At 72.0% G+C, this 24,561-nt stretch carries 24 protein-coding genes; 13 read left to right on the top strand and 11 right to left on the bottom strand.

Translation table 11 applies throughout. From position 1 onward, the window contains the following. Positions 1 to 210 precede the first annotated feature (210 nt). Positions 211 to 1,278 carry an anthranilate phosphoribosyltransferase gene (gene trpD / locus VGD70_RS13270; protein ID WP_331081552.1) on the top strand — a complete coding sequence of 356 codons (1,068 nt, stop codon included), beginning with the start codon at positions 211 to 213 and terminating at the stop codon, positions 1,276 to 1,278. 101 nt (positions 1,279 to 1,379) lie between these two features. Here the strand turns inward: trpD and VGD70_RS13265 are convergent, their stop codons facing one another. After that, positions 1,380 to 1,781, bottom strand: coding sequence for a cytochrome c oxidase subunit 4 (locus VGD70_RS13265; protein ID WP_331081550.1), 402 nt, complete (start codon positions 1,779 to 1,781; stop codon positions 1,380 to 1,382). Between the two features lie 31 nt (positions 1,782 to 1,812). Next, the gene (locus tag VGD70_RS13260) at positions 1,813 to 2,781 is read right to left on the bottom strand and encodes a cytochrome c oxidase subunit II (protein WP_331081548.1); all 969 of its coding nucleotides are present in this window, start codon (positions 2,779 to 2,781) and stop codon (positions 1,813 to 1,815) included. Positions 2,782 to 2,923: 142 nt separating this feature from the next. Here VGD70_RS13260 and asnB point away from each other — a divergent pair, with 142 nt between their 5' ends. Then, on the top strand, positions 2,924 to 4,849 hold the full coding sequence (gene asnB / locus VGD70_RS13255; RefSeq protein ID WP_331081546.1) for an asparagine synthase (glutamine-hydrolyzing): 1,926 nt from the start codon (positions 2,924 to 2,926) through the stop codon (positions 4,847 to 4,849). On the opposite strand, the gene VGD70_RS13250 is transcribed toward asnB, so the two are convergent. Together VGD70_RS13250 and VGD70_RS13245 are read right to left on the bottom strand one after the other, a co-directional pair. Continuing rightward, positions 4,846 to 5,676 (bottom strand): hypothetical protein, encoded by an 831-nt coding sequence (locus tag VGD70_RS13250; protein WP_331081544.1) that lies wholly within the window; start codon positions 5,674 to 5,676, stop codon positions 4,846 to 4,848. The two genes, asnB and VGD70_RS13250, sit on opposite strands and share 4 nt — an antisense overlap. 37 nt (positions 5,677 to 5,713) lie before the next feature. Further along, a complete protein-coding gene (locus tag VGD70_RS13245; RefSeq protein ID WP_331081556.1) occupies positions 5,714 to 6,646 on the bottom strand; it encodes a carbohydrate kinase family protein in 933 nt (310 codons plus the stop codon). 196 nt (positions 6,647 to 6,842) lie between these two features. On the opposite strand from VGD70_RS13245, the gene VGD70_RS13240 reads away from it, so the two are divergent. Continuing rightward, a complete protein-coding gene (locus VGD70_RS13240) occupies positions 6,843 to 7,013 on the top strand; it encodes a hypothetical protein (RefSeq protein ID WP_331081542.1) in 171 nt (56 codons plus the stop codon). 58 nt (positions 7,014 to 7,071) lie between these two features. On the opposite strand, the gene VGD70_RS13235 is transcribed toward VGD70_RS13240, so the two are convergent. Then, positions 7,072 to 7,434 (bottom strand): iron-sulfur cluster assembly accessory protein, encoded by a 363-nt coding sequence (locus VGD70_RS13235; protein WP_331081540.1) that lies wholly within the window; start codon positions 7,432 to 7,434, stop codon positions 7,072 to 7,074. Between the two features lie 128 nt (positions 7,435 to 7,562). Beyond that, complete coding sequence (locus VGD70_RS13230; RefSeq protein ID WP_331081539.1) at positions 7,563 to 8,672, bottom strand: glycerate kinase; 1,110 nt, start codon at positions 8,670 to 8,672, stop codon at positions 7,563 to 7,565. A 38-nt stretch (positions 8,673 to 8,710) separates the two neighbouring features. Here VGD70_RS13230 and VGD70_RS13225 point away from each other — a divergent pair, with 38 nt between their 5' ends. Further along, positions 8,711 to 9,361: a DUF3043 domain-containing protein gene (locus VGD70_RS13225; protein WP_414637957.1), complete on the top strand. Its 651-nt coding sequence runs from the start codon at positions 8,711 to 8,713 to the stop codon at positions 9,359 to 9,361. 79 nt (positions 9,362 to 9,440) lie between these two features. Continuing rightward, positions 9,441 to 10,421 carry an aldo/keto reductase family protein gene (locus VGD70_RS13220; protein ID WP_331081537.1) on the top strand — a complete coding sequence of 327 codons (981 nt, stop codon included), beginning with the start codon at positions 9,441 to 9,443 and terminating at the stop codon, positions 10,419 to 10,421. Between the two features lie 6 nt (positions 10,422 to 10,427). Here the strand turns inward: VGD70_RS13220 and VGD70_RS13215 are convergent, their stop codons facing one another. After that, on the bottom strand, positions 10,428 to 10,601 hold the full coding sequence (locus VGD70_RS13215) for a hypothetical protein (RefSeq protein WP_331081536.1): 174 nt from the start codon (positions 10,599 to 10,601) through the stop codon (positions 10,428 to 10,430). A gap of 25 nt (positions 10,602 to 10,626) precedes the next feature. Between VGD70_RS13215 and VGD70_RS13210 the strand changes: the two genes are divergently transcribed. From VGD70_RS13210 to VGD70_RS13200, 3 genes are all read left to right on the top strand, one after another. Continuing rightward, positions 10,627 to 11,274 carry a bifunctional adenosylcobinamide kinase/adenosylcobinamide-phosphate guanylyltransferase gene (locus VGD70_RS13210; RefSeq protein WP_331081535.1) on the top strand — a complete coding sequence of 216 codons (648 nt, stop codon included), beginning with the start codon at positions 10,627 to 10,629 and terminating at the stop codon, positions 11,272 to 11,274. Positions 11,275 to 11,401: 127 nt separating this feature from the next. Beyond that, on the top strand, positions 11,402 to 12,487 hold the full coding sequence (gene cobT, locus VGD70_RS13205) for a nicotinate-nucleotide--dimethylbenzimidazole phosphoribosyltransferase (protein ID WP_331081534.1): 1,086 nt from the start codon (positions 11,402 to 11,404) through the stop codon (positions 12,485 to 12,487). After that, the gene (locus tag VGD70_RS13200) at positions 12,487 to 13,230 is read left to right on the top strand and encodes an adenosylcobinamide-GDP ribazoletransferase (protein ID WP_331081532.1); all 744 of its coding nucleotides are present in this window, start codon (positions 12,487 to 12,489) and stop codon (positions 13,228 to 13,230) included. Before cobT ends, VGD70_RS13200 begins: the two co-directional genes overlap by 1 nt. A 6-nt stretch (positions 13,231 to 13,236) precedes the next feature. On the opposite strand, the gene VGD70_RS13195 is transcribed toward VGD70_RS13200, so the two are convergent. Together VGD70_RS13195 and VGD70_RS13190 are read right to left on the bottom strand one after the other, a co-directional pair. Beyond that, the gene (locus VGD70_RS13195) at positions 13,237 to 14,331 is read right to left on the bottom strand and encodes a branched-chain amino acid aminotransferase (protein WP_331081531.1); all 1,095 of its coding nucleotides are present in this window, start codon (positions 14,329 to 14,331) and stop codon (positions 13,237 to 13,239) included. 68 nt (positions 14,332 to 14,399) lie between these two features. Next, entirely contained in the window at positions 14,400 to 15,335 is a 936-nt protein-coding gene (locus VGD70_RS13190) for a hypothetical protein (protein WP_331081529.1), read from the bottom strand. 99 nt (positions 15,336 to 15,434) lie between these two features. Between VGD70_RS13190 and VGD70_RS13185 the strand changes: the two genes are divergently transcribed. After that, a complete protein-coding gene (locus VGD70_RS13185) occupies positions 15,435 to 16,922 on the top strand; it encodes a leucyl aminopeptidase (RefSeq protein WP_331081526.1) in 1,488 nt (495 codons plus the stop codon). A 264-nt stretch (positions 16,923 to 17,186) separates the two neighbouring features. Here VGD70_RS13185 and VGD70_RS13180 read toward each other — a convergent pair whose 3' ends face one another. Both VGD70_RS13180 and VGD70_RS13175 read right to left on the bottom strand, forming a co-directional pair. Continuing rightward, entirely contained in the window at positions 17,187 to 19,064 is a 1,878-nt protein-coding gene (locus VGD70_RS13180) for a hypothetical protein (RefSeq protein WP_331081524.1), read from the bottom strand. Positions 19,065 to 19,094: 30 nt separating this feature from the next. Next, positions 19,095 to 19,424, bottom strand: a complete 330-nt coding sequence (locus VGD70_RS13175) for an oxidoreductase (protein ID WP_331081522.1) — start codon at positions 19,422 to 19,424, stop codon at positions 19,095 to 19,097. A gap of 138 nt (positions 19,425 to 19,562) precedes the next feature. Here VGD70_RS13175 and lpdA point away from each other — a divergent pair, with 138 nt between their 5' ends. Genes lpdA through lipB form a run of 4 tightly spaced genes read left to right on the top strand, consistent with a single transcriptional unit; the run spans position 19,563 to position 24,399 of the window. Next, the gene (lpdA, locus tag VGD70_RS13170; RefSeq protein ID WP_331081520.1) at positions 19,563 to 20,933 is read left to right on the top strand and encodes a dihydrolipoyl dehydrogenase; all 1,371 of its coding nucleotides are present in this window, start codon (positions 19,563 to 19,565) and stop codon (positions 20,931 to 20,933) included. Positions 20,934 to 20,964: 31 nt separating this feature from the next. Next, positions 20,965 to 22,737, top strand: a complete 1,773-nt coding sequence (gene sucB / locus VGD70_RS13165) for a 2-oxoglutarate dehydrogenase, E2 component, dihydrolipoamide succinyltransferase (RefSeq protein ID WP_331081519.1) — start codon at positions 20,965 to 20,967, stop codon at positions 22,735 to 22,737. Positions 22,738 to 22,740: 3 nt separating this feature from the next. After that, positions 22,741 to 23,625: a TIGR01777 family oxidoreductase gene (locus tag VGD70_RS13160; protein ID WP_331081517.1), complete on the top strand. Its 885-nt coding sequence runs from the start codon at positions 22,741 to 22,743 to the stop codon at positions 23,623 to 23,625. Positions 23,626 to 23,664: 39 nt separating this feature from the next. Beyond that, entirely contained in the window at positions 23,665 to 24,399 is a 735-nt protein-coding gene (gene lipB, locus VGD70_RS13155; protein ID WP_331081515.1) for a lipoyl(octanoyl) transferase LipB, read from the top strand. Positions 24,400 to 24,561: the final 162 nt, after the last annotated feature.

The raw sequence follows: 24,561 nt of genomic DNA, 5'->3' as shown, positions 1-24,561 counted from the left end.
GACGACCGATGGCTCGCGACCTGGTCGCAGGCCGACGCGGTGATCGTGCACCCGCTCGACCCGCTGGCCGCCGCCGAGACCGTCGCCGACGTGCTGCGCAACAAGCAGCTCCCCGTCTATCAAGGGTGATCGAATCGTGAGTGAGCTTGCGAGCGAACCATCGACACAGGGCGACCGCGAGCGGCGACACCGAGCCTGCGAGGGGGCGTCGTGAGCACGCCCGTCGCGACCTGGCCGGCCCTGCTCAACCAGCTGGTCGCCGGCAACGACCTCGCCGCCGCCGACACCTCGTGGGCGATGAACGAGATCATGTCCGGCACCGCCACGCCGTCCCAGATCGGCGCGTTCGCCGTCGCGCTCCGCGCCAAGGGCGAGACCGCGGCCGAGGTGGCCGGCATGGCCGAGGCCATGTTGTCGCACGCGGTCCGCGTGACCATCGACACACCGGGTGCCGACGTCGTCGGCACGGGCGGCGACCAGGCCGGCACGGTCAACATCTCCACCATGAGCGCGTTGGTCACGGCCGCGGCCGGCGTCCCGGTCGTGAAGCACGGCAACCGGGCGGCGTCGTCCAGGTGCGGCTCGGCCGACGTGCTGGAACACCTCGGCGTTGCCATCGAGCTGTCCCCCGAGGCGGTCGCCGAGTGCGTGCACCAGCTGGGCATCGGGTTCTGCTTCGCGCCGGCGTTCCACCCCGCGTTCCGCCACGCGGGCCCCACCCGCCGCGAGATCGGCATTCCCACGGCGTTCAACATCATGGGCCCGCTGACCAACCCCGCCCAGCCCACGGCCGCGCTGGTCGGCTGCGCCCACGAGCGCCTGGCCCCGATCGTGGCCGAGGTCCTGGCAAGCCGAGGTTTCAGTGTGCTCGTCGCCCGCGGCGACGACGGCCTGGACGAGATCACCACCACGACGACCACCACGGCCTGGGTGGTCTCGAACGGCACGGTGCGCGTGGACAAGATCGACCCGCGAGCCCTCGGCCTGGCCCCGAGCGGCGCCCATGACCTCGCGGGCGGCGACGCGGCCAAGAACGCCGAGGTGCTGCACACCCTGCTGAGCGGCGCCGCGGGCCCGGTGCGCGACACGGTCCTGGTGAACGCGGCGGGCGCGATCGCGGCCTTCCGCGGCCTGACGACCGACCTGACGGCGGACCTGCGCGCAGGCATGGAGACGGCCGCGGCAGCCATCGACTCGGGCCGGGCGGCGGACCTGCTGAAGAACTGGGTCACCCTGTCGAACAGCCTGCGGGCGCAAACCCTGGCCGCGGCCAACTAGGGGACGGCCCTCAGGTCTGGCTCGTCACGGCCTGACGGGCTGCCCGATAGCGGACACCAGCCGGCCCAGCCTCTTCAGGAACGAGGCAGCTTCGAGAGGACCTAGTCGGTGGTGTTCGGCCGGGTGTGGTACTCGAACACCAGCCCACCCACGGCGAGCAGGACCAGCACCATCGCGATCACGAGCAGCCACACCTGCCAGAACGCGAGCGAGATCGCGGCGAGCCCGGCCGACGCGGCGATCCCCACGGGCCAGTAGGACCCGGCGCTGAAGAACCCGATCTCCCCCGCCCCGTCGGAGATCTCGGCGTCCGGGTTGTCCTCCGGGCGCCGCTCCACGCGGCGGGCGACGAAGTGGAAGTACGAGCCGATGATCAGCGACAGCCCGCCGGTGAGGATGAGGGCGACGAGGCCGACCGGCTCCTTGGCCCAGAACCCGTAGACGATCGCGGCCAGGAAGAAGAACACGGTCGTCACGTCGAAGAGCCTGGCTTCGACCTTCATGCTGTCCTCACTCTCGAAAGACCGGTCGCGTTCACTTCGTCGACGTGCGGGTGGTCCGGTCGGTGTTGAACGGCGAGGTGGTGGTGGCCGTCGGGCTGCACAGGTCGCCGCAGCTCGGGTCCTCCTTGCCCATCAGGGCCAGGGACTCGGCGGCGGTGTACGGCCTGCCCGTGTCGGCGTTCATGGACCGGCGCAGCACCATGAACCGGTCGAACCGCTTCGCGTTCAGCGCCCGGACCTCGAAGTTCATCCCGGAGTGGTAGGTGCCGCACAGCTCGGCACAGCGGCCGACGAAGGAGCCCTCGCGGTCGATCGAGTTCTGGAACGTGTTGTCCTGGTGGTTCTTCTCCGGGTACGGGAAGACGTCCCGCTTGAAGTTGAACTCCGGCACGTAGAACGAGTGGATGACGTCGCGGGCGCGCAGCGTGTAGTGGATCTGGCTCTTCGTGGGCAACACGAGCAGCGGGATCTCCCTGGAGTTGCCGATGGTGGTGACCAGCGGGCCCTCGGGCGTGCGCGGCGCGACCGTGGCGCCGGAGGTGTCCTTGTACGTCTCGTACTCGAACTGCCAGTTCCATTGGAACGCCAGCACGTTCACGTTGACGTCCACGTCCTCCGGGGCCTCCTCGGCCAGGACGTAGTTCTGCGTCGTGATCGTGAAGTAGAAGAGCACCACCACGATGATCGACGGGATGCCCGTGTAGATGAACTCGAGGAAGTGGTTGTACTGGAACTGCTTGGGCAGCTTGTCCCCGCGCTTGCGGTGCGCGATGACCGGCCACAGGATCAGCGCCCAGACGAGCACACCGACGACGAGCGAGGCGACCACGGACCAGGTCCAGAAGTCACGCATCCGCGCGGCCTGCGGGGTGACGGCCTCGGGCCAGCCGAAGCGCAGTACCTCGCTGGTCGAACAGCCCGACACGGTGAGGGAGACCAGCCCGGCGAGCCCGGCCAGACCGGCCAGCCTGATAGCCGGTGTGCGCCTCGTTTCACTCACTGCGCGCCCCTCCTAAGACAATGGTGATCTAGCCCGGGAGCCTAGCCGAGGGACCCAGGCCACACCGCGTAGGGGCGCCCGTGTCCGCAGCCGCCATACTTGGGCTCGACGAGCACTCGACGCGAGAGGTTGTGCCGGAGACGTGTGCGGTCTGCTTGGCCTGGTCTGCCCTACCGAATCCGATGCCAGCGCGAGCCGGGACGCGGTCGCGTCGGCGCTGCGCTGCGTGCGCCACCGCGGTCCCGACGAGAGCGGCACATGGGCCGGCGACGAGGTGGTGTTCGGCTTCAACCGGCTGTCCATCATCGACGTCGACCACTCCCACCAGCCCCTGCACTGGAGCCCGGAAGGCGTGCAGGAGCGCTACACGCTGCTGTTCAACGGGGAGATCTACAACTACCTCGAGCTGCGCCAGGAGCTGATCGAGCAGCACGGCGCCACCATGCGCACGCACGGCGACGGCGAGGTCATCGTCGCGCTGTACCACTACCTCGGCCAGGCCGCGGTCTCGAAGCTGCGCGGCATGTTCGCGTTCCTCATCTGGGACTGGCGGCGCCGGGTCGTGTTCGGCGCGCGCGACCCGTTCGGCATCAAGCCGCTGTTCTACTCGGCGGGCCCGGGCGGGGTGGCGTTCTCGAGCGAGAAGAAGGCGCTCCTCGAGCTGGCGCCCCGGTTGCGGGTGCCCTCGACGCTGGACCGCAAGGCACTGCAGCACTACCTGACGCTGCAGTACGTGCCGGAGCCGGAGTCGATGCACCAGGAGATCCGGCGGATCGAGTCGGGCACGTCGTTCACCATCTCCCCCGGCGGACGCATGGTCACCGACCGGTACTTCTTCCACACGTTCCGGCCGACGCCGCTGCGCAAGGAGTCCCCGGAGCGGCTCTACAACGAGATCGCCAACGTCATGCGCGACTCGGTGGCCAAGCACATGCGTGCGGACGTCACGGTCGGCTCGTTCCTGTCCGGCGGCATCGACTCCACGGCCATCGCCGCACTCGCCCGGGAGCACAACCCGAACCTCGTGACGTTCACCACGGGGTTCGAGCGCGAGGGCTACTCCGAGGTCGACGTCGCGGCCGAGTCCGCGGCCGCGATCGGGGTCAAGCACGTCGTCCGCACGGTCGGGCCGGACGAGATGATGGAGGCGCTGCCGCTCATCGTCTGGTACCTCGACGATCCGGTCGCGGACCCGGCGCTCGTGCCGCTGTGGTTCATCGCGCGCGAGGCACGCCGGCACGTGAAGGTCGTGCTGTCCGGCGAGGGCGCCGACGAGCTGTTCGGCGGCTACACGATCTACCGGGAACCCTTGTCCCTCGCGGCGTTCGAGAAGGTGCCGGGCGCGCTGCGCCGGGCGATGGGCTCGCTGTCGACCAAGATCCCGGAGGGCACCCGCGGCAAGGACCTGCTGCGCCGCGGCGCGCTGGACCTCGAGCAGCGCTACTACGGCAACGCCCGCATCTTCCGCGACGACCAGCTGCGGTCGGTGCTGCGGACCTTCGACGGCCGGGTCAGCCACATGGACGTCACGGCCGGCCCGTACCGCGAGTCGCAGGGCTGGGACCCGGTGACCCGCATGCAGCACGTGGACCTGTTCACCTGGCTGCGCGGGGACATCCTGGTCAAGGCCGACAAGGTGACGATGGCCAACTCGCTGGAGCTGCGGGTGCCGTTCCTGGACACCGAGGTCTTCAAGGTGGCGGCGAAGATCCCGCTGGACCAGAAGATCACCAAGGAGACCACCAAGTTCGCGCTGCGCCAGGCGCTGCGCCAGATCGTCCCGCCGCACGTGCTGAACCGCCGCAAGCTCGGCTTCCCGGTCCCGATCCGCCTGTGGCTGCGCGACGAGATGTACGACTGGGCCCGCCAGATCGTCCTCAAGTCCCAGACCGACGAGGAGATCGACAAGAACGCGGTGCTGCGGCTGCTGGAGGAGCACCGGGCGGGGACGCTGGACCACAGCCGGCGGATCTGGGCGCTGCTCGTGTACATGCTCTGGCACGGCATCTTCATCGAGCGCCGCATCCAGCCCCGCATCCCCGAGCCGCACTACCCGGTCAAGCTCTAGGCCCGCCGGAAGCGCCAGGTCTTGCTGTCGAAGGCCACGCAGATGCTCGGCGACAGCACGACCACCCGCAGGGTCCCGTCGCGCTCGTCGTAGTCGATGCCCTCGGCCTCGAACGCGCCGGAGCAGCCGCTCTCCAGCGGCAGCTGACCCAGCGCGGTCACGGTGCCGGTCACGTCCGCGCCGCCGACCGGGCCGGCGAGGTCGACCTGCAGCAGCGGCTTCGTCACGCCGAACAGCGACCCCTCGGGGTCGTCGGAGGAGCACAGCAGCTGGGTGGCGGTGACGAAGTCGCAGCCCTGGATGTCCCGCACCGGCCGGTCGAGCCGCACGGCCGACGCGTACGGCAGGTTCGCCGCGGGATCGGGGTGCGCGATCCCGGGCATCGGGTGCACGAGCAGGCGATCCATCGTGCCCCACTCGCCCGCCAGCAGCCACCGGCCGTCCGGCGAGACCGCGGCGAAGGAGTTGTTCGACGCCTCCCACGGCTCGAGCGCGTGCGTGTACTCCGCCCATGTGCCGTCCGGCGCCTCGACGCGGAACAGCTTCGCCCCGCGGTCGTCGCGCTGGTAGGGCTCCACGTAGTAGCCGTGCCCCGCACCCGGGTCACCCACATGGTTCCACCCGCGCGAGGACAGGGACGGCGGGACCGTGCCGACGCCGGTGTACCGGACGGCCGTCCCGCCGGGGCGCTCGACCACGGCCAGGCCCTGGCTCTCGTCCAGTGGCCTGGCCACGTCCGAGCCCACGGGCTGCCACGGTCCGGTCGAGGCCGAGGCCACGCCGGCGAGGACCAGCAGGAGGGCGGCGGCGACCGCGAGTGCGCGCATGCGCCTACAGTTACCAGCCGGTCACCGGAAGCGGTACCTACGGGAGGATGGGAGCGATCTCCTCGGCGGCTTCCGGACCGTAGGCGGCGCCGATGCGGGTGAGCGCCTGCGCCTTGTCGAAGGACCACTCCTGCGGGCCGACGGTCTCGAGCACCAGCACCGCGATGTAGGAGCCGAGCTGCGCGGCACGCTCCAGGCCGAGGCCCTTCTCGAGACCGGCGAGCAGTCCCGCGCGGAACGCGTCGCCGACGCCGGTCGGGTCGGCCTTCACGGTCTCCGGCACGGCGTTGACGTTGATCTCCGTGCCGTCGCGGTCGACGATCTCGACGCCCTTCTCGCCCAGCGTGGTGATGCGGGCGCCGACCCGGTCGAGCACCTCGCGCTCGGTCCAGCCGGTCTTGCGGCGCAGGAGCTCCCACTCGTAGTCGTTGCTGAACAGGTACTTCGCGCCGGCGATGAACGAGCGGATCTGGGTGCCGTTCATCCTGGCGAGCTGCTGGGAGGGGTCCGCCGCGAACTCGTAGCCGCGCTGGCGGCACTCGTCGGCGTGCCGCAGCATCGCGTCCGGGTCGTCCGGGCTGATGAGCACCAGGTCCAGACCGCCGACCTTCTGCGCGATCGGGTGCAGCTCGATCAGCCTCGCCTCGGCCATCGCGCCGGCGTAGAACGACGCGATCTGGCACATGTCGTCGTCGGTGGTGCAGACGAACCGGGCGGTGTGCGCGGTCTCCGAGACGTGCACGCCTGCGCAGTCGACGCCGTGCCGCTCGAGCCAGGACTGGTAGTCGCCGAAGTCGTTGCCGACCGCGCCGACCAGCACCGGGGACGAGCCGAGGACAGCCATGCCGAACGCGATGTTGGCCCCGATCCCACCTCTGCGGACGACCAGGTCGTCGACGAGGAAGCTCAGCGAGACCCGGTGCAGCTGCTCGGCGACGAGCTGCTCGGAGAACTTCCCGGGAAAGTGCATGAGGTGATCGGTGGCGATGCTTCCGGAGACGGCGACGGGCACGAGGGCTTCCCCTGTCTGGTGGTCGTCAGTTGGAGTGAACCGAAGTCTCCAAGATTAGTGGGCGCTGATCACCGCGACCCACGAGGGGACACCCTTTGACACTACCGGTCGGTAAGGGTGTGCAGTACCGCCAGCTCGACTTAGGTTCGAGTTCGTGCACATCACCGATCGAGCCACGATGGCCGAGCTCATCGCGGACTGCGCGGCCATCCCGGTCCAGTCCCGCTCCACTGACCAGGACTTCTCCCCAGCCCGAGCGGCGGAGCCGTGGCACGTCGACGACGCCTGCTACGCCCAGGTGAGCGACGTGGACGTCTACATCTGAGCGGCATACGACAACGGGCCGCGACCAGTCGGTCGCGGCCCGTTGCGTAGGCGTGGGGTCAGTGGAACGAGTCGCCGCACGCGCAGGAACCACCGGCGTTGGGGTTGTCGATGGTGAAGCCCTGCTTCTCGATCGTGTCGACGAAGTCGATCGTGGCGCCCTGGACGTACGGCGCGCTCATCCGGTCGACGGCGACCTTGAGGCCACCGAAGTCGCGGAGGAGGTCGCCGTCGAGCGTGCGCTCGTCGAAGAACAGCTGGTAGCGCAGGCCCGCGCAGCCACCCGGCTGGACGGCGATGCGGAGGTGCATGTCGTCCCGACCTTCTTGGTCGAGCAGGGCCTTGGCCTTGATGGCGGCGGCATCCGACAAGGTCACCCCGTGGGTGGCCGTCTCGGTGGTGCTCTCCTGAGCGGTCGTCATGGTTCTCCCTCGACCTCGGACTCCTACTACTACCTGTGGACAACCGGGATCGTCCGCGTTTTCTTCCCCCATGGTCGCACATGTCGCTGGAGGCGAGGTGTTACCGCCACCACTGCGCTACCGCGGCGCTACCGCGTCCACTGGGCGGACACGTGCTTGGCCAAGGCGGTGAGCGTGCCGCCGGGGTCGGCGAGCGACGCCTCGGCGGATCCGACGTGCTCGGCGACGGAGTAGGCGTAGTCGACGCCGGCCGCGGCCGCCCGCCGCCTGCCCACGCTGACCTGGCCGGCGAGCACGACGCACGGGGTGCCGCGCTCGGCCGCCGCGCCGGCGACCCTGGTGACGAGCTTGCCGCGCAGCGACTGGAAGTCGAAGCTGCCCTCGCCGCTGATCACCAGCTGGGCGTCGGCCAGGGCGTTGTCCAGCCCGGTGAGCCGGCGCACGACGCCGGCGCCGGACTCGACGGTGGCGCCGAGCGCGATGAGCGCCGCACCCAGCCCGCCCGCGGCACCCGCACCCTGCTCCTCGCGGATGTCGCGGCCGGCGACCTCGGCGAGCAGGTCGGCCCAGCGGGTGAGCGAGCGCTCCAGGCGGCGCACGGCCAGGTCGTCGGCGCCCTTCTGCGGGCCGAACACACGGGCCGCGCCGAGCTTGCCGAGCAGCGGGTTCTCCACGTCGGAGGCCGCGACCAGCTTGACGTCACCGAGGTCGACGCCGCCCACCAGCCGGGTGGCGTCGACCAGGGACCCGCCGCCGGGCGGCAGCGGCTCGCCGTCCTCGCCGACCGGCACCGCGCCCAGCGCCCGGAACATGCCCGCGCCGCCGTCGGTGCTGGCCGACCCGCCGAGCCCGACGACGATCGTGTGCACCTTGGCCTCCAGCGCGTGCGCGATCAGCTCGCCGACGCCGATCGTGTTGGCCGCGAGCGCGTCCCGCTCGCCCTTCGGGACGAGGGTGAGCCCGCATGCCTGGGCGCATTCGAGGTAGGCCGTGCCGTCGTGTTCGAGCCAGACGGCGTCCACCGAGGCCCCGAGCGGACCGGCCACCGAGCGGTGCCGCAGGTCCCCGCCGAGCGCGGAGTGCAGCACGTCGACGAAGCCCGGCCCGCCGTCGGCCAGCGGACAGAGGGTGAGCTCGTCGTCCGGCGCACCACTGCGCCATCCAGCGGCGATGGCCTCGGCGGCCTCCGGCGCGGTCAACGTCCCACCGAAGCAGTCAGGAGCGATCAGGACCCGCATGGTCAAAGAGTAGTTGGGCCTCCCTTACTCTTTGCTCTGTGAGGTTCCTTCGCCGCAAAGCTGCCGAGTCCACCGACGCCGAGATCGACGCCGGTGAGGACGTCGCGGGCGAGGACGCCAGGACCAAGGCGCACACCCCCGCAAAGGGCCGGCCCACGCCCAAGCGGCGCGACGCCGAGCAGAAGCGGCGCGGGCCGGTGGCGCCGCCGCCGCGCACCACGCGCGAGGCCATGCGCCGGGCACGCGGCAACAAGGAGGAGCGCAAGGAGCTCTCCGCCAAGCGCCGGGAGATCCGCGGCAAGCAGCGCGAACGCATGATGGCCGGCGACGAGAAGTACCTGATGCCGCGTGACCGCGGGCCGGTCAAGGCCTACGTCCGCGACCTCGTCGACGCGCGGCGCAACCTGCTGGGCCTGTTCATGCCGCTCGCGATCCTGATCTTCGTCGCGCTGCTGGTGCCGGACCCGCGGGTGCAGAGCCTCACCACGCTGCTGTGCCTGCTGATGCTGGTGGCGATGATCATCGAGGGCGTGCTGTCCGGGCGCCGGATCACCAAGCTGGTGCGCGAGCGGTTCCCGAAGGAGCCGGCGCGCGGCCTCTCGATCGGCTGGTACGGGTTCATCCGGGCCTCGCAGATCCGCAAGCTGCGGGTGCCGAAGCCACGGGTGCGCGCGGGCGACAAGGTCTAGTTGTCCACAACCGCTCGAGTTGTCCACAGGCCGGACCTCTCCGGCCAACCTGGAGCAACTCCACGGATAGGTTTGTCGCATGGAGTTTCGTCGACTCGGCCGCAGCGGCCTGTCCGTCAGTGAGATCTCGTACGGCAACTGGATCACCCATGGCTCCCAGGTGGAGGAGGAGCAGGCGCACGCGTGCGTGCGCGCCGCCCTCGACGCGGGGATCACCACGTTCGACACGGCCGACGCGTATGCCAACACGCGCGCAGAGTCGGTGTTAGGACGGGCGCTCGAAGGGCAGCGCCGGGAGAGCCTCGAGATCTTCACCAAGGTCTTCTGGCCCACCGGGCCCGGCGGTCCCAACGACCGGGGCCTCGGCCGCAAGCACATCATCGAGTCCGCCAACGCGTCGCTGAAGCGGCTCCAGACCGACTACGTCGACCTCTACCAGGCGCACCGTTTCGACGAGTCGGTGCCGCTGGAGGAGACGTTCCTCGCGTTCGCCGACCTCGTCCGGGCCGGCAAGGTGCTCTACATCGGTGTCTCGGAGTGGAAGGCCGACCAGATCCGCCGTGGGGCCGAGCTGGCGCGCGAGCTGAAGGTGCCGCTCATCTCCAACCAGCCGCAGTACTCGATGCTGTGGCGCGTCATCGAGGCCGAGGTCGTGCCGGCCAGTGAGCGCGAGGGCATCAGCCAGATCGTGTGGTCGCCCGTCGCACAGGGCGTGCTCACCGGCAAGTACCTGCCCGGCCAGCCCGTGCCGCCCGGCTCCCGGGCCACCGACGAGTCGGGGAAGACCTTCATCAAGCGCCTCCTGCGCGACGAGGTACTCGAGAAGGTTCAGCAGCTCAGGCCCATCGCGGACGACCTGGGCCTGTCGATGGCCCAGTTGGCGGTCACGTGGGTCCTCCAGAACCAGAACGTCGCGTCGGCCATCATCGGCGCCACCCGCCCGGAACAGGTCACCGACAACGTGAAGGCCACCGGCGTCCGCCTGGACGCGGATGTACTGGCCCGAATCGACAAGGCCCTGGACGGCGTCGTCGAGACCGACCCGACCTTAGGAGGCTGACGCCGGCTACTCCGGCGGGTGCAGGCTCATCGGCCCGTAGACCACCTCGTCGCCGTGCAGGAGCGTCACCTCGTCCACGCCCTGAGCCCGCAGCTCCGGCCAGGCCGAGCCGAGCCATTCCTCGGCCTCGGCCTGGTCGGCGAACCGGGGACTGCCCGTACAGCTCCAGCGATAGTCCACAGTGGCACAAGATAACGTGCCAGTCGTGGTCACCCTGGTGCTAGGCGGCGCGCGATCCGGCAAGTCCGCACACGCCGAAGGGCTGCTCGCCGACACGGCCGCCACCTACGTGGCCACCGCCCGGGCAGACCCGGCCGACGCCGAGTGGATGGCAAGAATCGCCGCCCACAAGCAACGCCGCCCGCCGGCCTGGCGGACGGTGGAGCTCACCGACCCGGGCGAGCTGGCCCCGTTCCTCGAGCGAGCAGTAGGCCCGGTAATCGTCGACGACCTGGCCACCTGGCTGACCGCGGTTCTCGACGACGCCAACGCCTGGGAGGGCGGCTCCCTCGAGCCCGTACAACAGGCCTGCACCGAACTGGCCGACGCGGTCGCGTCAATCCACGCGACCGCCGCCCTTACCGGCGCGGGCAGCGGCGGGGTCGACCCGGCTGATCCAGCCAGCAGAGCCACCGCGGCTGGAGCCGTCGGCGCGGCTGGCACAGCCGGTCCGGTCGGCACGAGCAAGGCCGAGCTCGTGCTCGTGTCGGCGGAGGTCGGGCTCGGCGTCGTGCCTGCCAGTCGTTCTGGCAGGCTCTTCCGCGACCAGCTGGGTGCGCTCAACGCGGCACTCGCCGACCGGTGCACCCACGTGGTGCTGCTGGTCGCCGGCATCCCGCTGCGACTGCGCTGACCGACCGACGCGACCGCGTCGACGACGACCGCACCGCCCGACGAGACCGACGAGACCGACGACCGCGCCGAGAACACGCCGACCTGAAACGCGCCAACGTGACAGCGCCGACCTGAAGGGAAGCCGGATGACCGAGCCGGTCGAGTTCGAGACCGTCAGCCCGCCCGACGAGCCGGCCCGCCAGGCCGCGATCGCCCGGCACCAGCAGCTCACCAAGCCCCCAGGCTCACTCGGCCGCCTCGAGGAGCTCGGCGCCTGGCTCGCCGCCTGCCAGGGCCAGTCCCCACCAAACCCCTTGCAGCGCCCCAGGATCGTCGTCTTCGCCGGGGACCACGGGGTCGCCGCGCGTGGCGTGTCCGCCTACCCGAGCGAGGTCACCGCGCAGATGGTGGCCAACTTCGTCGCCGGCGGTGCGGCCATCAACGTGCTCGCGGCGGGCGTCGGCGCGGGGGTGCGGGTGGTCGACATGTCCGTCGACTCCGACACCGACGAGAAGGTCGCCGAGCACAAGGTGCGCCGCGCGTCCGGCTCGATCGACCGTGAGGACGCGCTCACCGACGAGGAGGTCGGCGCCGCGCTCGCGGCCGGCAAGTCCATTGTGGACGAGGAGGTCGACGCCGGCGCCGACCTGCTGGTGGCCGGCGACATGGGCATCGGCAACACCACCGCCGCCGCCGTCCTCATCGCCGCGCTCACCGGCACCGAGCCGGTGGCCGTGGTCGGCCGCGGCACCGGCATCGACGACACCACGTGGATGCGCAAGACCGCCGCCATCCGCGACGCGCTGCGCCGGGCCAAGCCGGTCACCGCCGACCCGGTGGCCCTGCTTCGTACGGTCGCGGGCGCCGACATCGCCGCCATGGCCGGCTTCCTCGCCCAGGCCGCGGTCCGCCGCACCCCGGTGGTGCTCGACGGCGTCGTCTCCGGCGCGGCCGCGCTGGTCGCCGAGGAACTGGCACCCGGCGCCCGCGCCTGGTGGGTCGCCGGCCACCGCTCCACCGAGCCGGCACACTCGCTCGTCCTCGAGCAGCTCGACCTCGAACCCCTGCTGGACATGCGGATGCGCCTCGGCGAGGGCAGCGGCGCCACCGCCGCCATCCCCCTGCTGTCGATGTCCGTGCGCATCCTCGCGGACATGGCCACCTTCGCCGAAGCCGGCATCAGCGGCCCGGGCGCCAGCACCAAGACCGGCGTCGACCCCGACGCGACCTGATGGCCACCGGGCTCCGGCTCGCGCTGTCCTGGCTCACCGTCCTGCCCGCCGGCCACGTCCACGTGGACCGCGCGACCGGCGGCCGGGCCATCGCGCTCGCGCCGGTGGTCGGGCTGCTGCTCGGGCTGCCGGCCGCGGCGCTGGTGTCCCTCCTGACCATGGCGGGCATGCCGGGCCTGCTCGCCGGGCTCGGCACGGTCGGGCTGCTCGCGCTCGTCACCCGCGGCATGCACCTCGACGGCCTCGCCGACGCCGCGGACGGGCTCGGCTGCTACGGCCCGCCGGAGCGTGCGCTCGCGGTGATGCGCGACGGCGGCGTCGGACCGTTCGGCGTGGTGACGCTGGTCGTCACGCTCGGCGCGCAGGCGTCGGCGTTCGGCGCGCTCGCCGGCGACCGGTGGTGGGCCGTCGTGCTCGCGGTCGTCGCCGGGCGGGTGGCGTTCGCGGCGTGCTGCCTGCGCGGCATCCCGGCGGCGCGGCCGGACGGGCTGGGAGCGCTGGTCGCGGGCACGCAACACGTGTCGGTGCCGGCCGGGTGGGTCGCCGGACTGCTGGTGGCCAGCGTCTTCGTCGACCGGGACCACAGCTGGCTCGGGCCGGTCGCGGTCCTCGTCGCTGCCGTCGCGGTGGCCGGGTTCCTCGCCCACGTGCGGCGGCGGCTGGGCGGCATCACCGGCGACGTCCTGGGCGCGACATGCGAGATGGCCACCACGATCGTGGCGGCCATCTGCACGTTTGCCTGACGCCGGTCAGGTCAGCGGCACCATCCAGCCGTGCGGGTCGGGCGCCATACCGCGCTGGATCGCGGTCAGCGCGGACCGCAGGCGCGTCGTCACCTCGCCGGTGGCGCCGCCGCTGATCGTGTACTCGCCCTCGGTGTCCTTCACCGCGCCGACCGGGGTGATCACGGCCGCCGTGCCACAGGCGAAGACCTCGGTCAGCTCGCCCGACTCGGCCTTCTTCTCCCACTCCTCGGTGGAGATCCGCCGCTCCTCGACGCCGTACCCGAGCGACGCGGCCAGCGACAGCAGCGAGTCACGGGTGATGCCGGCCAGCAGCGAGCCGGATAGCTCTGGGGTCACCACCCGGGCGTCGGCACCGGAACCGAAGACGAAGAACAGGTTCATCCCGCCCATCTCCTCGACCCAGCGGCGCTCGACGGCGTCGAGCCACACGACCTGGTCGCAGCCCTGCTCCGCGGCCTGCGCCTGCGCCACCAGCGACGCCGCGTAGTTGCCCGCGAACTTGGCCGCGCCGGTGCCGCCGGGCGCGGCGCGCACGTACTCGTGCGACAGCCACACGCGCACCGGCTTGACGCCACTCGCGAAGTACGACCCGGCGGGGGACGCGATCAGCACGTACAGGTACTCCGACGCGGGTCGCACGCCGAGGCCGGCCTCCGTGGAGATCATGAACGGGCGCAGGTAGAGCGACTCCTCGTCCTCCTCCGGCACCCAGCGGCCGTCGATGTCGACGATCTCGCGCAGCGACCCGAGGAACAGCTCGTCGGGCAGCTCCGGCATCGCGATGCGCCGCGCCGAGCGGCGGAACCGCTCCGCGTTCGCCTCGGGCCGGAAGCTCGCGATCGTGCCGCTCGGCTGCCGGTAGGCCTTCAGCCCCTCGAAGATTGCCTGCCCGTAGTGCAGCACCATGGCCGCCGGGTCGAGCGTGATCGAGTGGTACGGCCCGACCTTCGCGTCGTGCCAGCCCTGCGTCCGGTCGTAGCGAACCGTCACCATGTGATCGGTGAAGTGCTGCCCGAACCCAGGATTGGCCAATACCTCCGCGATCCGCTCCGGGGTCGCCGGTGACGGGTGCGGGTTCCTGGTGAATATGGACGTCATGGGTGCACGGTAGCGGCCGGTCAGCCGGCTGAGAACTCGGCGATCGGACATTCCGTCGTCCGACCATCTCACCGGCCGGCACCCCGGTGACGGACAGCGACAAACCTGAACGCCGCGTCACCCAGCAGCAGTACGGCCGCGGCCGCGAGCGCCGTTTCGGGCGGCACGAACAGGCTGCCGACCGCGGTGGCCGCCCCGGCCACCGCGACGAGCCGCACCTCGGGAATGCCGGCCACGCGCAGCCCACGCAGGATCCCCAGCAACGTGAACGCGCACGCGACCGCGACGCCGGCGACCAGCAGCGGCTCGAGCGCACTCGCGTCGGCGGCGGCGAGCACGTCCCGCAGGGGCGCGGGCGAGAGCGCCAGCCGCGCCGCCCCGAGCTGGTACAACGCGGCCGCCGCCACCGCGAAGCACGCGACCCCGACGAGGACGAGCACCGCGCCAACCCGTCGCCGGCCGCCGCCGGGGTCGGTGCCGAAGAAGCACACCGACAGCAGGCCGGCCGCCAGGAGCACGCCGAGCGGGCTGCCCCCGTCCGGCGTGGCCACCGCCGGCGTGACCGGCGCGATCGCGAAGCAGGCCGCCACCACGACCGCCAGGCACGCCACCACCACGGCCGCCGCCACGCGGAACACGACCCGGGGCACCCCGGCGATCACCGCCGCGCACACCACGACCACCAGGCCGAGCGCGCCGAGCGCGGGCCGCGCCGGGGTGGCGTAGACGCCGAACGTGCCGGCCACCGCGACCGCCGCGGCCAGCCTGCCCAGCGTCGAGAGCGCGAACCCGATACGGCGCAACGGAACCGGCGCCGTATCGAGTGGACGTTCCGATGTGGACAAAACGGCCAGGGCGCCGAGGACTACGGCCGGCGCGAGCGAGACGAGCAGCCACGGCCCGGCCAGCGACGCGGCCGGCGCGAGCCCCACGAACAGCCCCGCCCCGAAGCTCGAAGCCACCCCACGGGCGGCGAGGTCCACCCTCCGTACCGTCTCGGACACGCCTGAACGGTGTCAGACCATGTCCGGCCCACCTGACGGTGGGCACGGTTGCCGCAAGTAGTTAGCATGCGTCAGCAACCGACCGACAGGAGCAGATCGTTGAGCGCGCCCAAGCTCTCCCTCACCACCACCGCGGCAGCTGAGGCCACCGTCGACGCGGTGATCATCGGCACCGTGCAGGACGGCGAGAACGTCGCGCTGGCGCCGGGCGGCGAGCAGGTCGACGCCGCGTTCGACGGCACGCTCGCCGATGTCCTGGCCACCCTGGGCGCCTCCGGCAAGCAGGACGAGATCGTGAAGATCCCCACCATGGGCCGGCTGCCGGCCGGCGTGGTGGTGGCCGCGGGGCTCGGCAAGGCGGGCGAGGTCGGCGCCAACGAGGTGCGCCGCGCCGCCGGTGCCGCGGCCCGCGCGCTCACGGGCACGAAGCGCGCGGTCAGCACGTTGTCCACTGTGGACCTCCAGGCCGCGGCCGAGGGCGCCGTGCTGGGCGCGTACTCCTTCACCGAGTACCGCTCCGAGCCCGGCGACGGGCCGCTCGAGCGGCTCGACCTGGTGAGCCCCGCCGAGGGCACCGCGAAGGAGCACCGCGCCACGCTCAAAGCGGCCACCGCGATCGCCGAGGCGGTCACCACGGCCCGCGACTTCGTCAACACCCCGCCGAACGACCTGTTCCCCGCGTCGTTCGCCGAGCGGGCCGCCGCCCTGGGCAGGGCGGCCGGGCTCGAGGTCGAGGTGCTGGACGAGAAGGCGTTGCGCAAGGGCGGCTTCGGCGGCGTGCTCGGCGTCGGCATGGGCTCGAGCCGGCCGCCGCGGGTGGTGCGGCTGCGCTACCGCGGGCCCAAGGCACGCAAGAAGGTCGCGCTCGTCGGCAAGGGCATCACGTTCGACACCGGCGGCATCTCGATCAAGCCGGCGGCGAACATGGAGGAGATGACGTCGGACATGTCCGGCGCGGCGGCGGTCGTCGCGTCGGTCGTGCTCGCGGCCAAGCTCAAGTACCCGCTGGAGGTCACCGCGACCGTGCCGATGGCGGAGAACATGCCGTCGGGCGCGGCGTACCGGCCGGGCGACGTGCTCACGATGTACGGCGGCAAGACCGTCGAGGTGGTCAACACCGACGCCGAGGGCCGGCTGATCCTGGCGGACGCGATCGTGCGGGCGTGCGAGGACGAGCCGGACTACCTGGTGGAGACGGCGACGCTCACCGGCGCGCAGGTCGTGGCGCTGGGCCGGCGGACCGCGGGGATCATGGGCTCGGACGACTTCCGCGACCGCGTGGCCACGATCGCGGCGGCGACCGGCGAGGGCGGCTGGCCGATGCCGCTGCCCGAGGAGCTGCGGCGCGACCTGGACTCGAAGCTGGCCGACCTGGCGAACGTGACCGGGCACCGGTGGGGCGGGATGCTGGCCGCGGGACTGTTCCTGCGCGAGTTCGTGCCGGACGGGTTGCCGTGGGCGCACATCGACGTGGCGGGGCCGGCGTTCAACAACGGCGGGCCGTACGGGTACACCGCCAAGGGCGGCACGGGCGTACCGGTGCGGACGATCGCCGCGGTGCTGGCGGACATCGCCGAGAACGGCTGACGGCCGGCCCACCCGACGTGGACCGCTGTTTCAGATCGGCTTTACCAGAGGACACCGACACTTTCGGCTCGCGGACGGCCGGGCCTGTGGACAACCGGGAAGCCCCCGTTTTCAACGCTACGGGACGGCACCGACGGTTTCGGGTCGCGGTCGGGCATGCCTGTGGACAACTCCGGCGCCCCCGTTTTCGACACTATGCGCGAGCACCGACGGTTTCGGGAGTCAGCGCTTCGGGTCAGCGCTTCGCGGGTCAGCATTCAGGGGTCAGCGCAGGGTCCACGTGGGCCAGCGTTCCATGTCCTGGCCGGACAGTCGGCCGTCGGCCGGCAGGGCGCCGTACGTCACGCCCGTCACCACCGCGTCCGCGTCTATCTCGTACACGAAGCAGGCGTACACCGGGTGGTCGCTCGTTCCCGGGCCGATGAACGGCGGGCACTCCGGCATCGAGTCGTAGCCCGCGGCCGGGCGGCTCAGGGCGCCGCGGTCGTCGCGTAAATACACCTCGTTCGCCGGGCCCAGTGCGCCTCGCACCACCACGAACCTGCTTCCCGCGGCGGGGCGGCGGGTCCCCAGGTACCCCGACGGCGTGAGAACGAGATCGAAGCCCGCGTGCATCGTCGTGCCGGCCAGGTCCACCTCGACCGGCGGCGCGCCCAGCTTGCCGACCACCCGGGCCGGGGCCGGCTTGGCGCTGGTGACCGCGGGCACCGAGATCGGGAACCGGATGGGCGCCTGGGCACCGGCCTCCGACCCGAACGTCCCGAACACGACGGCACTCACCGACGTCCGCTCGGGCACCGGCAGCGTCACGCACGCGGTGAACGGATCACCCGGCGGCACCGACTCCACCGGCAGCGCCCCACCGGGCGCGCACGGCACCACCCCGTCGCCGACCGTGCGCAGCAGCAGCCCCCGGTCGTCGAGCGCGGCGACGTACCGGGAGAAGTCGCCCTCCCACACCGGCCCGTTGACGTTGACGCCCGACATCGACACGGTGAGCCAGCGGTACCCAGTGGGCGCCTCGCCGAGCATCCCGGACCGGGCCGCCTGCACGCCGTCGACCCGCAGCTCGAGCGTCGTGCCGGAGGTGTGCTTCCAGCGGACCGGCGCGTTGAGCCGGCCCGCGGTGAACGCCGGCTGCCCCGCGGTCACCATCTCCCGACCCGCGACGACCGGCGGCATCGGCTCACCCGAGCCGCCCCCGGAGCCGGACGGGTCGGACTCGTCGACCAACGCACCCGCGGCCGGCGCCGGGCTCCCCGCCATCTGCAGGCCCGGCCCCCAGCCGAGCATCAGCACCGCACCGATCGCGGCCACGATCACCAGCCCGGCCGCGCCCACGAGCACCCGGCGCAACACGGGCCGCCCGGACGACGACGCCGGCGACGGCACGGGAGCAACAGGCATGGGCCACTCGTCGACCAGCCGCAACGCCCCCCGGGCCACCGCGGTCCGCGGCTCCGGGTCGACCCGCACCGGCCGCCCGGTCTCGGCCGCCTGCCGAGCGAGCGCCGCGACGTTGGCCGACCCGCCGACGATCAGCACCCGGTCCGCCCGCGCCGCGGCGATGACCTTGCGCACATCCGTGTCCGGCGCCAGCTCCGAATGCGACAGCACCTCGAGCCCGGCCGCCTTGCGGCGCACCCCGGCCGCCGTGCCCGCGTCGCCGTCGAGGACCGCGACCAGCACCGTCTGCCCCGGCTCGACGTCCGCGCCCGCCGCCGCGGCGAGCGGCTCGGGCGCCGTGCGGACCGAGGGCGCGAGCCCCGCCGCGGCCCGGGTGAGCACGTCGACCCGTGCCGCGGACCAGCCGACGGGATGCGTGAGCACCAGCTCGTCGATCGGGCCGGCGGGCTTCAGGGCACGTACCAGCAACGCCCGGACCAGCGCCGGCACCGGCAGCACGACCCCGCCGACCAGCACCTCGCGCTGGCCCACCCGGGCCTTCAGGTCCGACACCAGCCGGTCCGGGAGCTCGGCCCCCACCCGTACCGCGTCCCGGCCGACCAGGACCTGGTCCTCGGCGCTCAGCAGGGCCGCGGACGGCTCCCCCACGAGCGCGCGCGGCGCCTGACCCGGCACTCGCAGCACGACCACAGTGTCGGTAGCGCCGAAGTCGACGACCGCGGTGACCCCGCTCACGAAACGCCCCTTCTGAAGTTGTTGCCGGCGCTAACCGCGCTCACGCTTCTGCCGCGCCTGATACTCCCTCATGCGCTTCGGGTAGCCAACCCGCTCCACTTCGTACAGCGGCATCTTGCGCTTCCGCGCGAAGTCCGCGGCCGCCTCCGGGCTCGCGATCCGCCGCCGCGTCCACTCGCCGTCGTGCGCCACCAGCAGGATGGTGGTCTCGGTGACATGGGTGCGCGGCTCGACGAACGCCTCGACACCCACCCGGCTCGAGGCCCACTCGTCGAGATGCGTGGTGTCCTGCCTGCTGGACCCGCGCACCTGCCCCTGACCGCCCTTGCGTTTCTTGCGCAACGAGTCGAAAACACCCACGGCGGCAACCTCCGTAGAAGAACGTCCCTAAGTCATTGTGCCAATACGGCCACCTCGCAAGCCTGCCGCAGGTAGTGACAAGATGATGTGTGGTGGCTGTGTAACCGCACGCCCGCTGACGCACGTCGAGGAGAACCCGTGACTGATACCTCCGCTGACCTCGTGATCCTGGGTGGCGGATCGGGCGGCTACGCCTGCGCGTTCCGGGCGGCCGGCCTGGGCCTGTCGGTGATCCTGGTGGAGAAGGACAAGCTCGGTGGCACCTGCCTGCACCGCGGCTGCATCCCCACCAAGGCGCTGCTGCACGCGGCGGAGGTCGCGGACCTCGCGCGCGAGGGCGACCAGTTCGGCGTGAAGTCCTCGCTCGAGGGCGTCGACATCGCGGGGGTCAACTCCTACAAGGACGGTGTGGTCGGCGGCCTCTACAAGGGCCTGCAGGGGCTCGCCAAGGCCAACAAGGTCACCGTGGTCGAGGGCACGGGCACGTTCGTCGCGCCCAACGCGGTCGAGGTGGGCGGCGAGCGCTACACCGGCCGCAACGTCGTGCTGGCCACCGGCTCGTTCGCGCGCACCCTCCCCGGCCTCGACATCGGCGGCCGGATCATCACCAGCGACCAGGCCGTGCACCTGGACTACATCCCGCAGAGCGTCGTGGTGCTCGGCGGCGGCGTCATCGGCGTCGAGTTCGCCAGCGTCTGGTCCTCCTTCGGCGCCGACGTCACCATCGTCGAGGCGCTGCCCCGGCTCGTCCCGCTCGAGGACGAGTGGGCCTCCAAGCAGCTCGAGCGCGCGTTCCGCAAGCGCGGCATCAAGTACAAGACCGGCGTGCGGTTCACCGGCGCCGAGCAGACCGAGTCCGCCGTCACCGTCTCGCTCGAGTCCGGCGAGACCATCGAGGCCGAGACCCTGCTCGTCTCCGTCGGCCGCGGCCCCAACAGCGCGGGCCACGGCTACGAGGAGGCCGGCATCACCATGGAGCGCGGCTTCGTCCGCACCGACGACCGACTGCGCACCAACCTCGACAACGTGTTCGCGGTCGGCGACCTGGTCCCGGGTCTGCAGCTCGCGCACCGCGGGTTCCAGCACGGCATCTTCGTCGCCGAGGAGATCGCGGGCCTCGACCCGCGGCCCATCGACGAGGCCGGCATCCCGCGGGTCACCTACTGCAAGCCGGAGGTCGCGTCGGTCGGGCTCACCGAGGCGCAGGCCAAGGAGAAGTTCGGCGGCGCGGAGACCTACACCTACGCGCTGAGCGGCAACGGCAAGAGCCAGATCCTCAAGACCTCGGGCGGCGTCAAGCTCGTGAAGGCGCCCGACGGCCCCGTGGTGGGTGTCACGATGGTCGGCGACCGGGTCGGCGAGCTTGTCGGCGAGGCACAGTTGATCTACAACTGGGAGGCGTACCCCGAGGATGTCGCCCCGCTCATCCACGCCCACCCCACCCAGACCGAGGCGCTCGGCGAAGCCTTCCTCGCCCTGGCCGGCAAGCCACTGCACGTGCACGGCTGAAGCCGTTTAGTACCAAGGAGTCAGCGAAACCATGGCCTTCTCCGTCCAGATGCCGGCGCTCGGCGAGAGTGTCACCGAGGGCACCGTCACCCGGTGGCTGAAGCAGGAGGGTGACACCGTCGAGGTCGACGAGCCGTTGCTCGAGGTGTCGACCGACAAGGTCGACACCGAGATCCCGTCCCCGGCCGCCGGCGTGCTCCAGAAGATCGTCGCCCAGGAGGACGAGACGATCGAGGTCGGCGCCGAGCTCGCGGTCATCGGCGACGGCACCGGCGGCTCCGGGGCCGGCGACTCCGGCGGCTCCGGTGCCCAGGCGGAGAGCGAGCCCGAGCCGCAGGCAGAGGCGGCACCCGAGCCCGAGGCCGAGCCGGAGCCCGCGCGGGCAGCCGCCCCGGCCCGGGCCGAGGAGTCCACTTCGGACTCGTCCGGTGGCTCCGATGAGGGCACCCCGGTGACCATGCCGGCGCTCGGCGAGAGCGTCACCGAGGGCACGGTCACCCGCTGGCTCAAGCAGGTCGGCGACCCGGTCGAGGTCGACGAGCCGCTGCTGGAGGTGTCCACCGACAAGGTCGACACCGAGATCCCGTCCCCCGTGGCCGGCACCGTGCTGGAGATCACGGCGGGCGAGGACGAGACCGTCGAGGTCGGCGGCCAGCTCGCGGTCGTCGGGTCGGGCGCCGCGGCCCCGGCCAAGCAGGAGCAGCCGAAGCAGGAGGCGCCCAAGCGGGAAGCCCCGAAGCAGGAGGCCGCGCCGGCCCCCGCGCCCGAGCCGAAGCAGGAGGAGAAGGCGCCGGAGCCGCCCAAGCAGGAGGCCCCGAAGCCCGCCCCCGCGCCCGCCGCGGCCAGGTCGGCGCCGGTGACCGACCGGACCAACGGCGAGTCCCCGTACGTCACGCCGCTCGTGCGCAAGCTCGCCACCGAGCACGAGGTCGACCTGTCCAGCCTCAAGGGCAGCGGCGTCGGCGGCCGGATCCGCAAGCAGGACGTGCTGGCCGCCGCCGAGGCCGCCAAGCAGCCGGCCCCCGCACCCGCACCCGCCGCGGCCAGGCCGGCGCCCGCCGCCCCGTCGCCGCAGGCCGACCTGCGGGGCAAGACCGAGAAGATGAGCCGGCTGCGCCAGACGGTGTCCCGGCGCATGGTCGAGTCGCTGCAGACCTCCGCACAGCTCACCCAGGTCGTCGAGGTCGACGTCACCCGCATCGCCAAGCTCCGCTCGCGGGCCAAGTCGGCGTTCGAGCAGCGCGAGGGTGTCAAGCTCACGTTCCTGCCGTTCTTCGCCAAGGCCGCGGTGGAGGCGCTCAAGGCGCACCCCAAGCTCAACGCGTCGATCAACGACGAGACCAAGGAGGTGACCTACCACGGTGCCGAGCACCTGGGCATCGCGGTGGACACCGAGCGCGGGCTGCTGTCCCCGGCCATCCACAACGCCGGTGACCTGAGCGTCGCGGGCATCGCGCACAAGATCGCCGATCTCGCGGAGCGCACCCGGGCCAACAAGGTCACCCCGGACGAGCTGTTCGGCGCCACGTTCACGCTCACCAACCTGGGCAGCCAGGGCGCGCTGTTCGACACGCCGATCATCCCGCAGCCACAGGTGGGCATCCTCGGCGTGGGCCTGGTGGTGAAGCGGCCGGTCGTCGTCACCGACGCCGACGGCAACGACACCATCGCGATCCGCTCGATGGCCTACCTCGCGCTCACCTACGACCACCGCCTGGTGGACGGGGCGGACGCGGGCCGGTTCCTCACCACGATCAAGAACCGGCTGCAGGAAGGGAACTTCGAGGGCGACCTGGGCCTGTAGCAGATGCGCATCGCGATCGCGGGCTCGTCGGGACTCATCGGCAGGGCCCTCCTGGAGGAGCTGCGGTCGGCCGGCCACGAGGTCGTCCGGCTGGTCCGGCGGCGCCCGGGCGCGGTCGACGAGCGCGGCTGGGACCCCCCGGCCGGGCGCATCGACGACGGCGCGCTCGACGGCGTCGACGCCGTGGTCAACCTGTGCGGCGCGGGCATCGCCAGCCGCCGGTGGAGCCACGCACGCAAGCAGATGCTGCTCAACAGCCGCGTCGAGCCCACCGAGGTCCTGGCCGCCGCGGTCGCCGAGCGCGGCATCCCCGTGCTGGTCAACGCGTCGGCCGCCGGCTACTACGGCGACACCGGCGACCGCGAGACGGACGAGTCGGCGCCGAGCGGCCGGGGCTTCCTGGCCGCGCTGTGCCGCGACTGGGAGGCCGCGACCCGGCGGGCCACGGAGGCGGGCGCCCGCGTCGTGCGGCTGCGGACCGGGCACGTGCTGTCCCGGCGCGGTGGGCTACTCGGCCTGCTGCGGCCGCTGTTCAGCGTGCTGCTGGGCGCGCGGCTCGGCAGCGGCAAGCAGTACATGCCGTGGCTGCACGTGGCCGACCACGTGGCGGCGATCCGCTTCGTGCTCGAGAACGAGGCAATCGACGGCGCGGTCAACTCGTGCTCGCCCAACCCGGTGACCAACACCGAGTTCACCAGCGCCCTCGGCCGGGCGCTCGGCCGGCCGGCGCCGTGGTTCGTCCCGCGGATCGCACTGCGGGTCGCGGTCGGCGACGGCGCCGAGGAGATCCTGTTCAGCCAGCGCATGGTGCCCGCGGTGTTGACGGCACACGGATTCACGTTCCGCTACCCGGACCTCGACGAGGCATTCGCCGCCCTCCAGCGGTGATCGAGACCGGATCCCGGCCGACGGCGTAGGGTCGCGTCCGTGGCCCACGTTTCCTGCCGCGCGTCCAGCGCTCCCGTAGCCGTCCGCGAGCTCGGCTCGATCGACTACCAGGACGCCTGGCAGCTCCAGCGCGAGCTCGCGTCGGCCCGGGCCGACGAGACCGGTCCGGACACGTTGCTGCTGCTGGAACACCCGTCGGTGTACACGGCCGGCAAGCGCACCGAGCCTTCCGAGCGCCCCGACAACGGCACCCCGGTGATCGACGTCGACCGCGGCGGCAAGATCACCTGGCACGGTCCCGGGCAGCTCGTGGGCTACCCGATCGTGAAGCTCGCCGACCCGGTCGACGTCGTCCAGTACGTCCGCCGGGTGGAGCAGGCCCTGATCGCCGTGTGCGACGAGCTCGGCCTCGCCACCGGCCGGGTCGAGGGACGCAGTGGGGTCTGGCTGGCCGCCGACCACCGCCCGGAACGCAAGATCGCCGCCCTGGGCATCCGCGTCCAACGCGGCGTGACGATGCACGGCTTCGAGATCAACTGCGACGCCGACCTGGGGGCGTTCGACCACATCGTCCCGTGCGGAATCCGGGACGCCGGGGTCACCTCGCTGTCGCTGGAGCTGGGCCGCCAGGTCACGGTCGCCGAGGTGCTACCGCTGGCGGAGCGCCACGTGCTGGCGGCGCTGGACGGTTCGCTCCCGGTGGCGGACCGCTGGCTGCCGAGGTGGACCCCGCAGACCCCAGGCGTGAACTTCGAGCTGGCCCAGCACCGCTAGTCCGCCTCCCCGGGATTAGAGGTGTGCGTTGCGTCCCGGCGAATGGTGCGGGTATCGAGGTGGGTGGTGGCTGGGTGCCGTCACGGTCCCCTGAGGTTCCGGTGGTCGGCGCAGGACTTCACACGGTGATCTACGAGACAGGCCTTAGGCGGACTAGGGGTG

Source organism: Actinophytocola sp., from assembly GCF_036402745.1.
In the GTDB taxonomy this organism is placed as follows: Bacteria; Actinomycetota; Actinomycetes; order Mycobacteriales; family Pseudonocardiaceae; genus Actinophytocola.
Note: the sequence above shows the minus strand (reverse complement) of the source record. Positions and strands in the feature narration are given on the sequence as shown.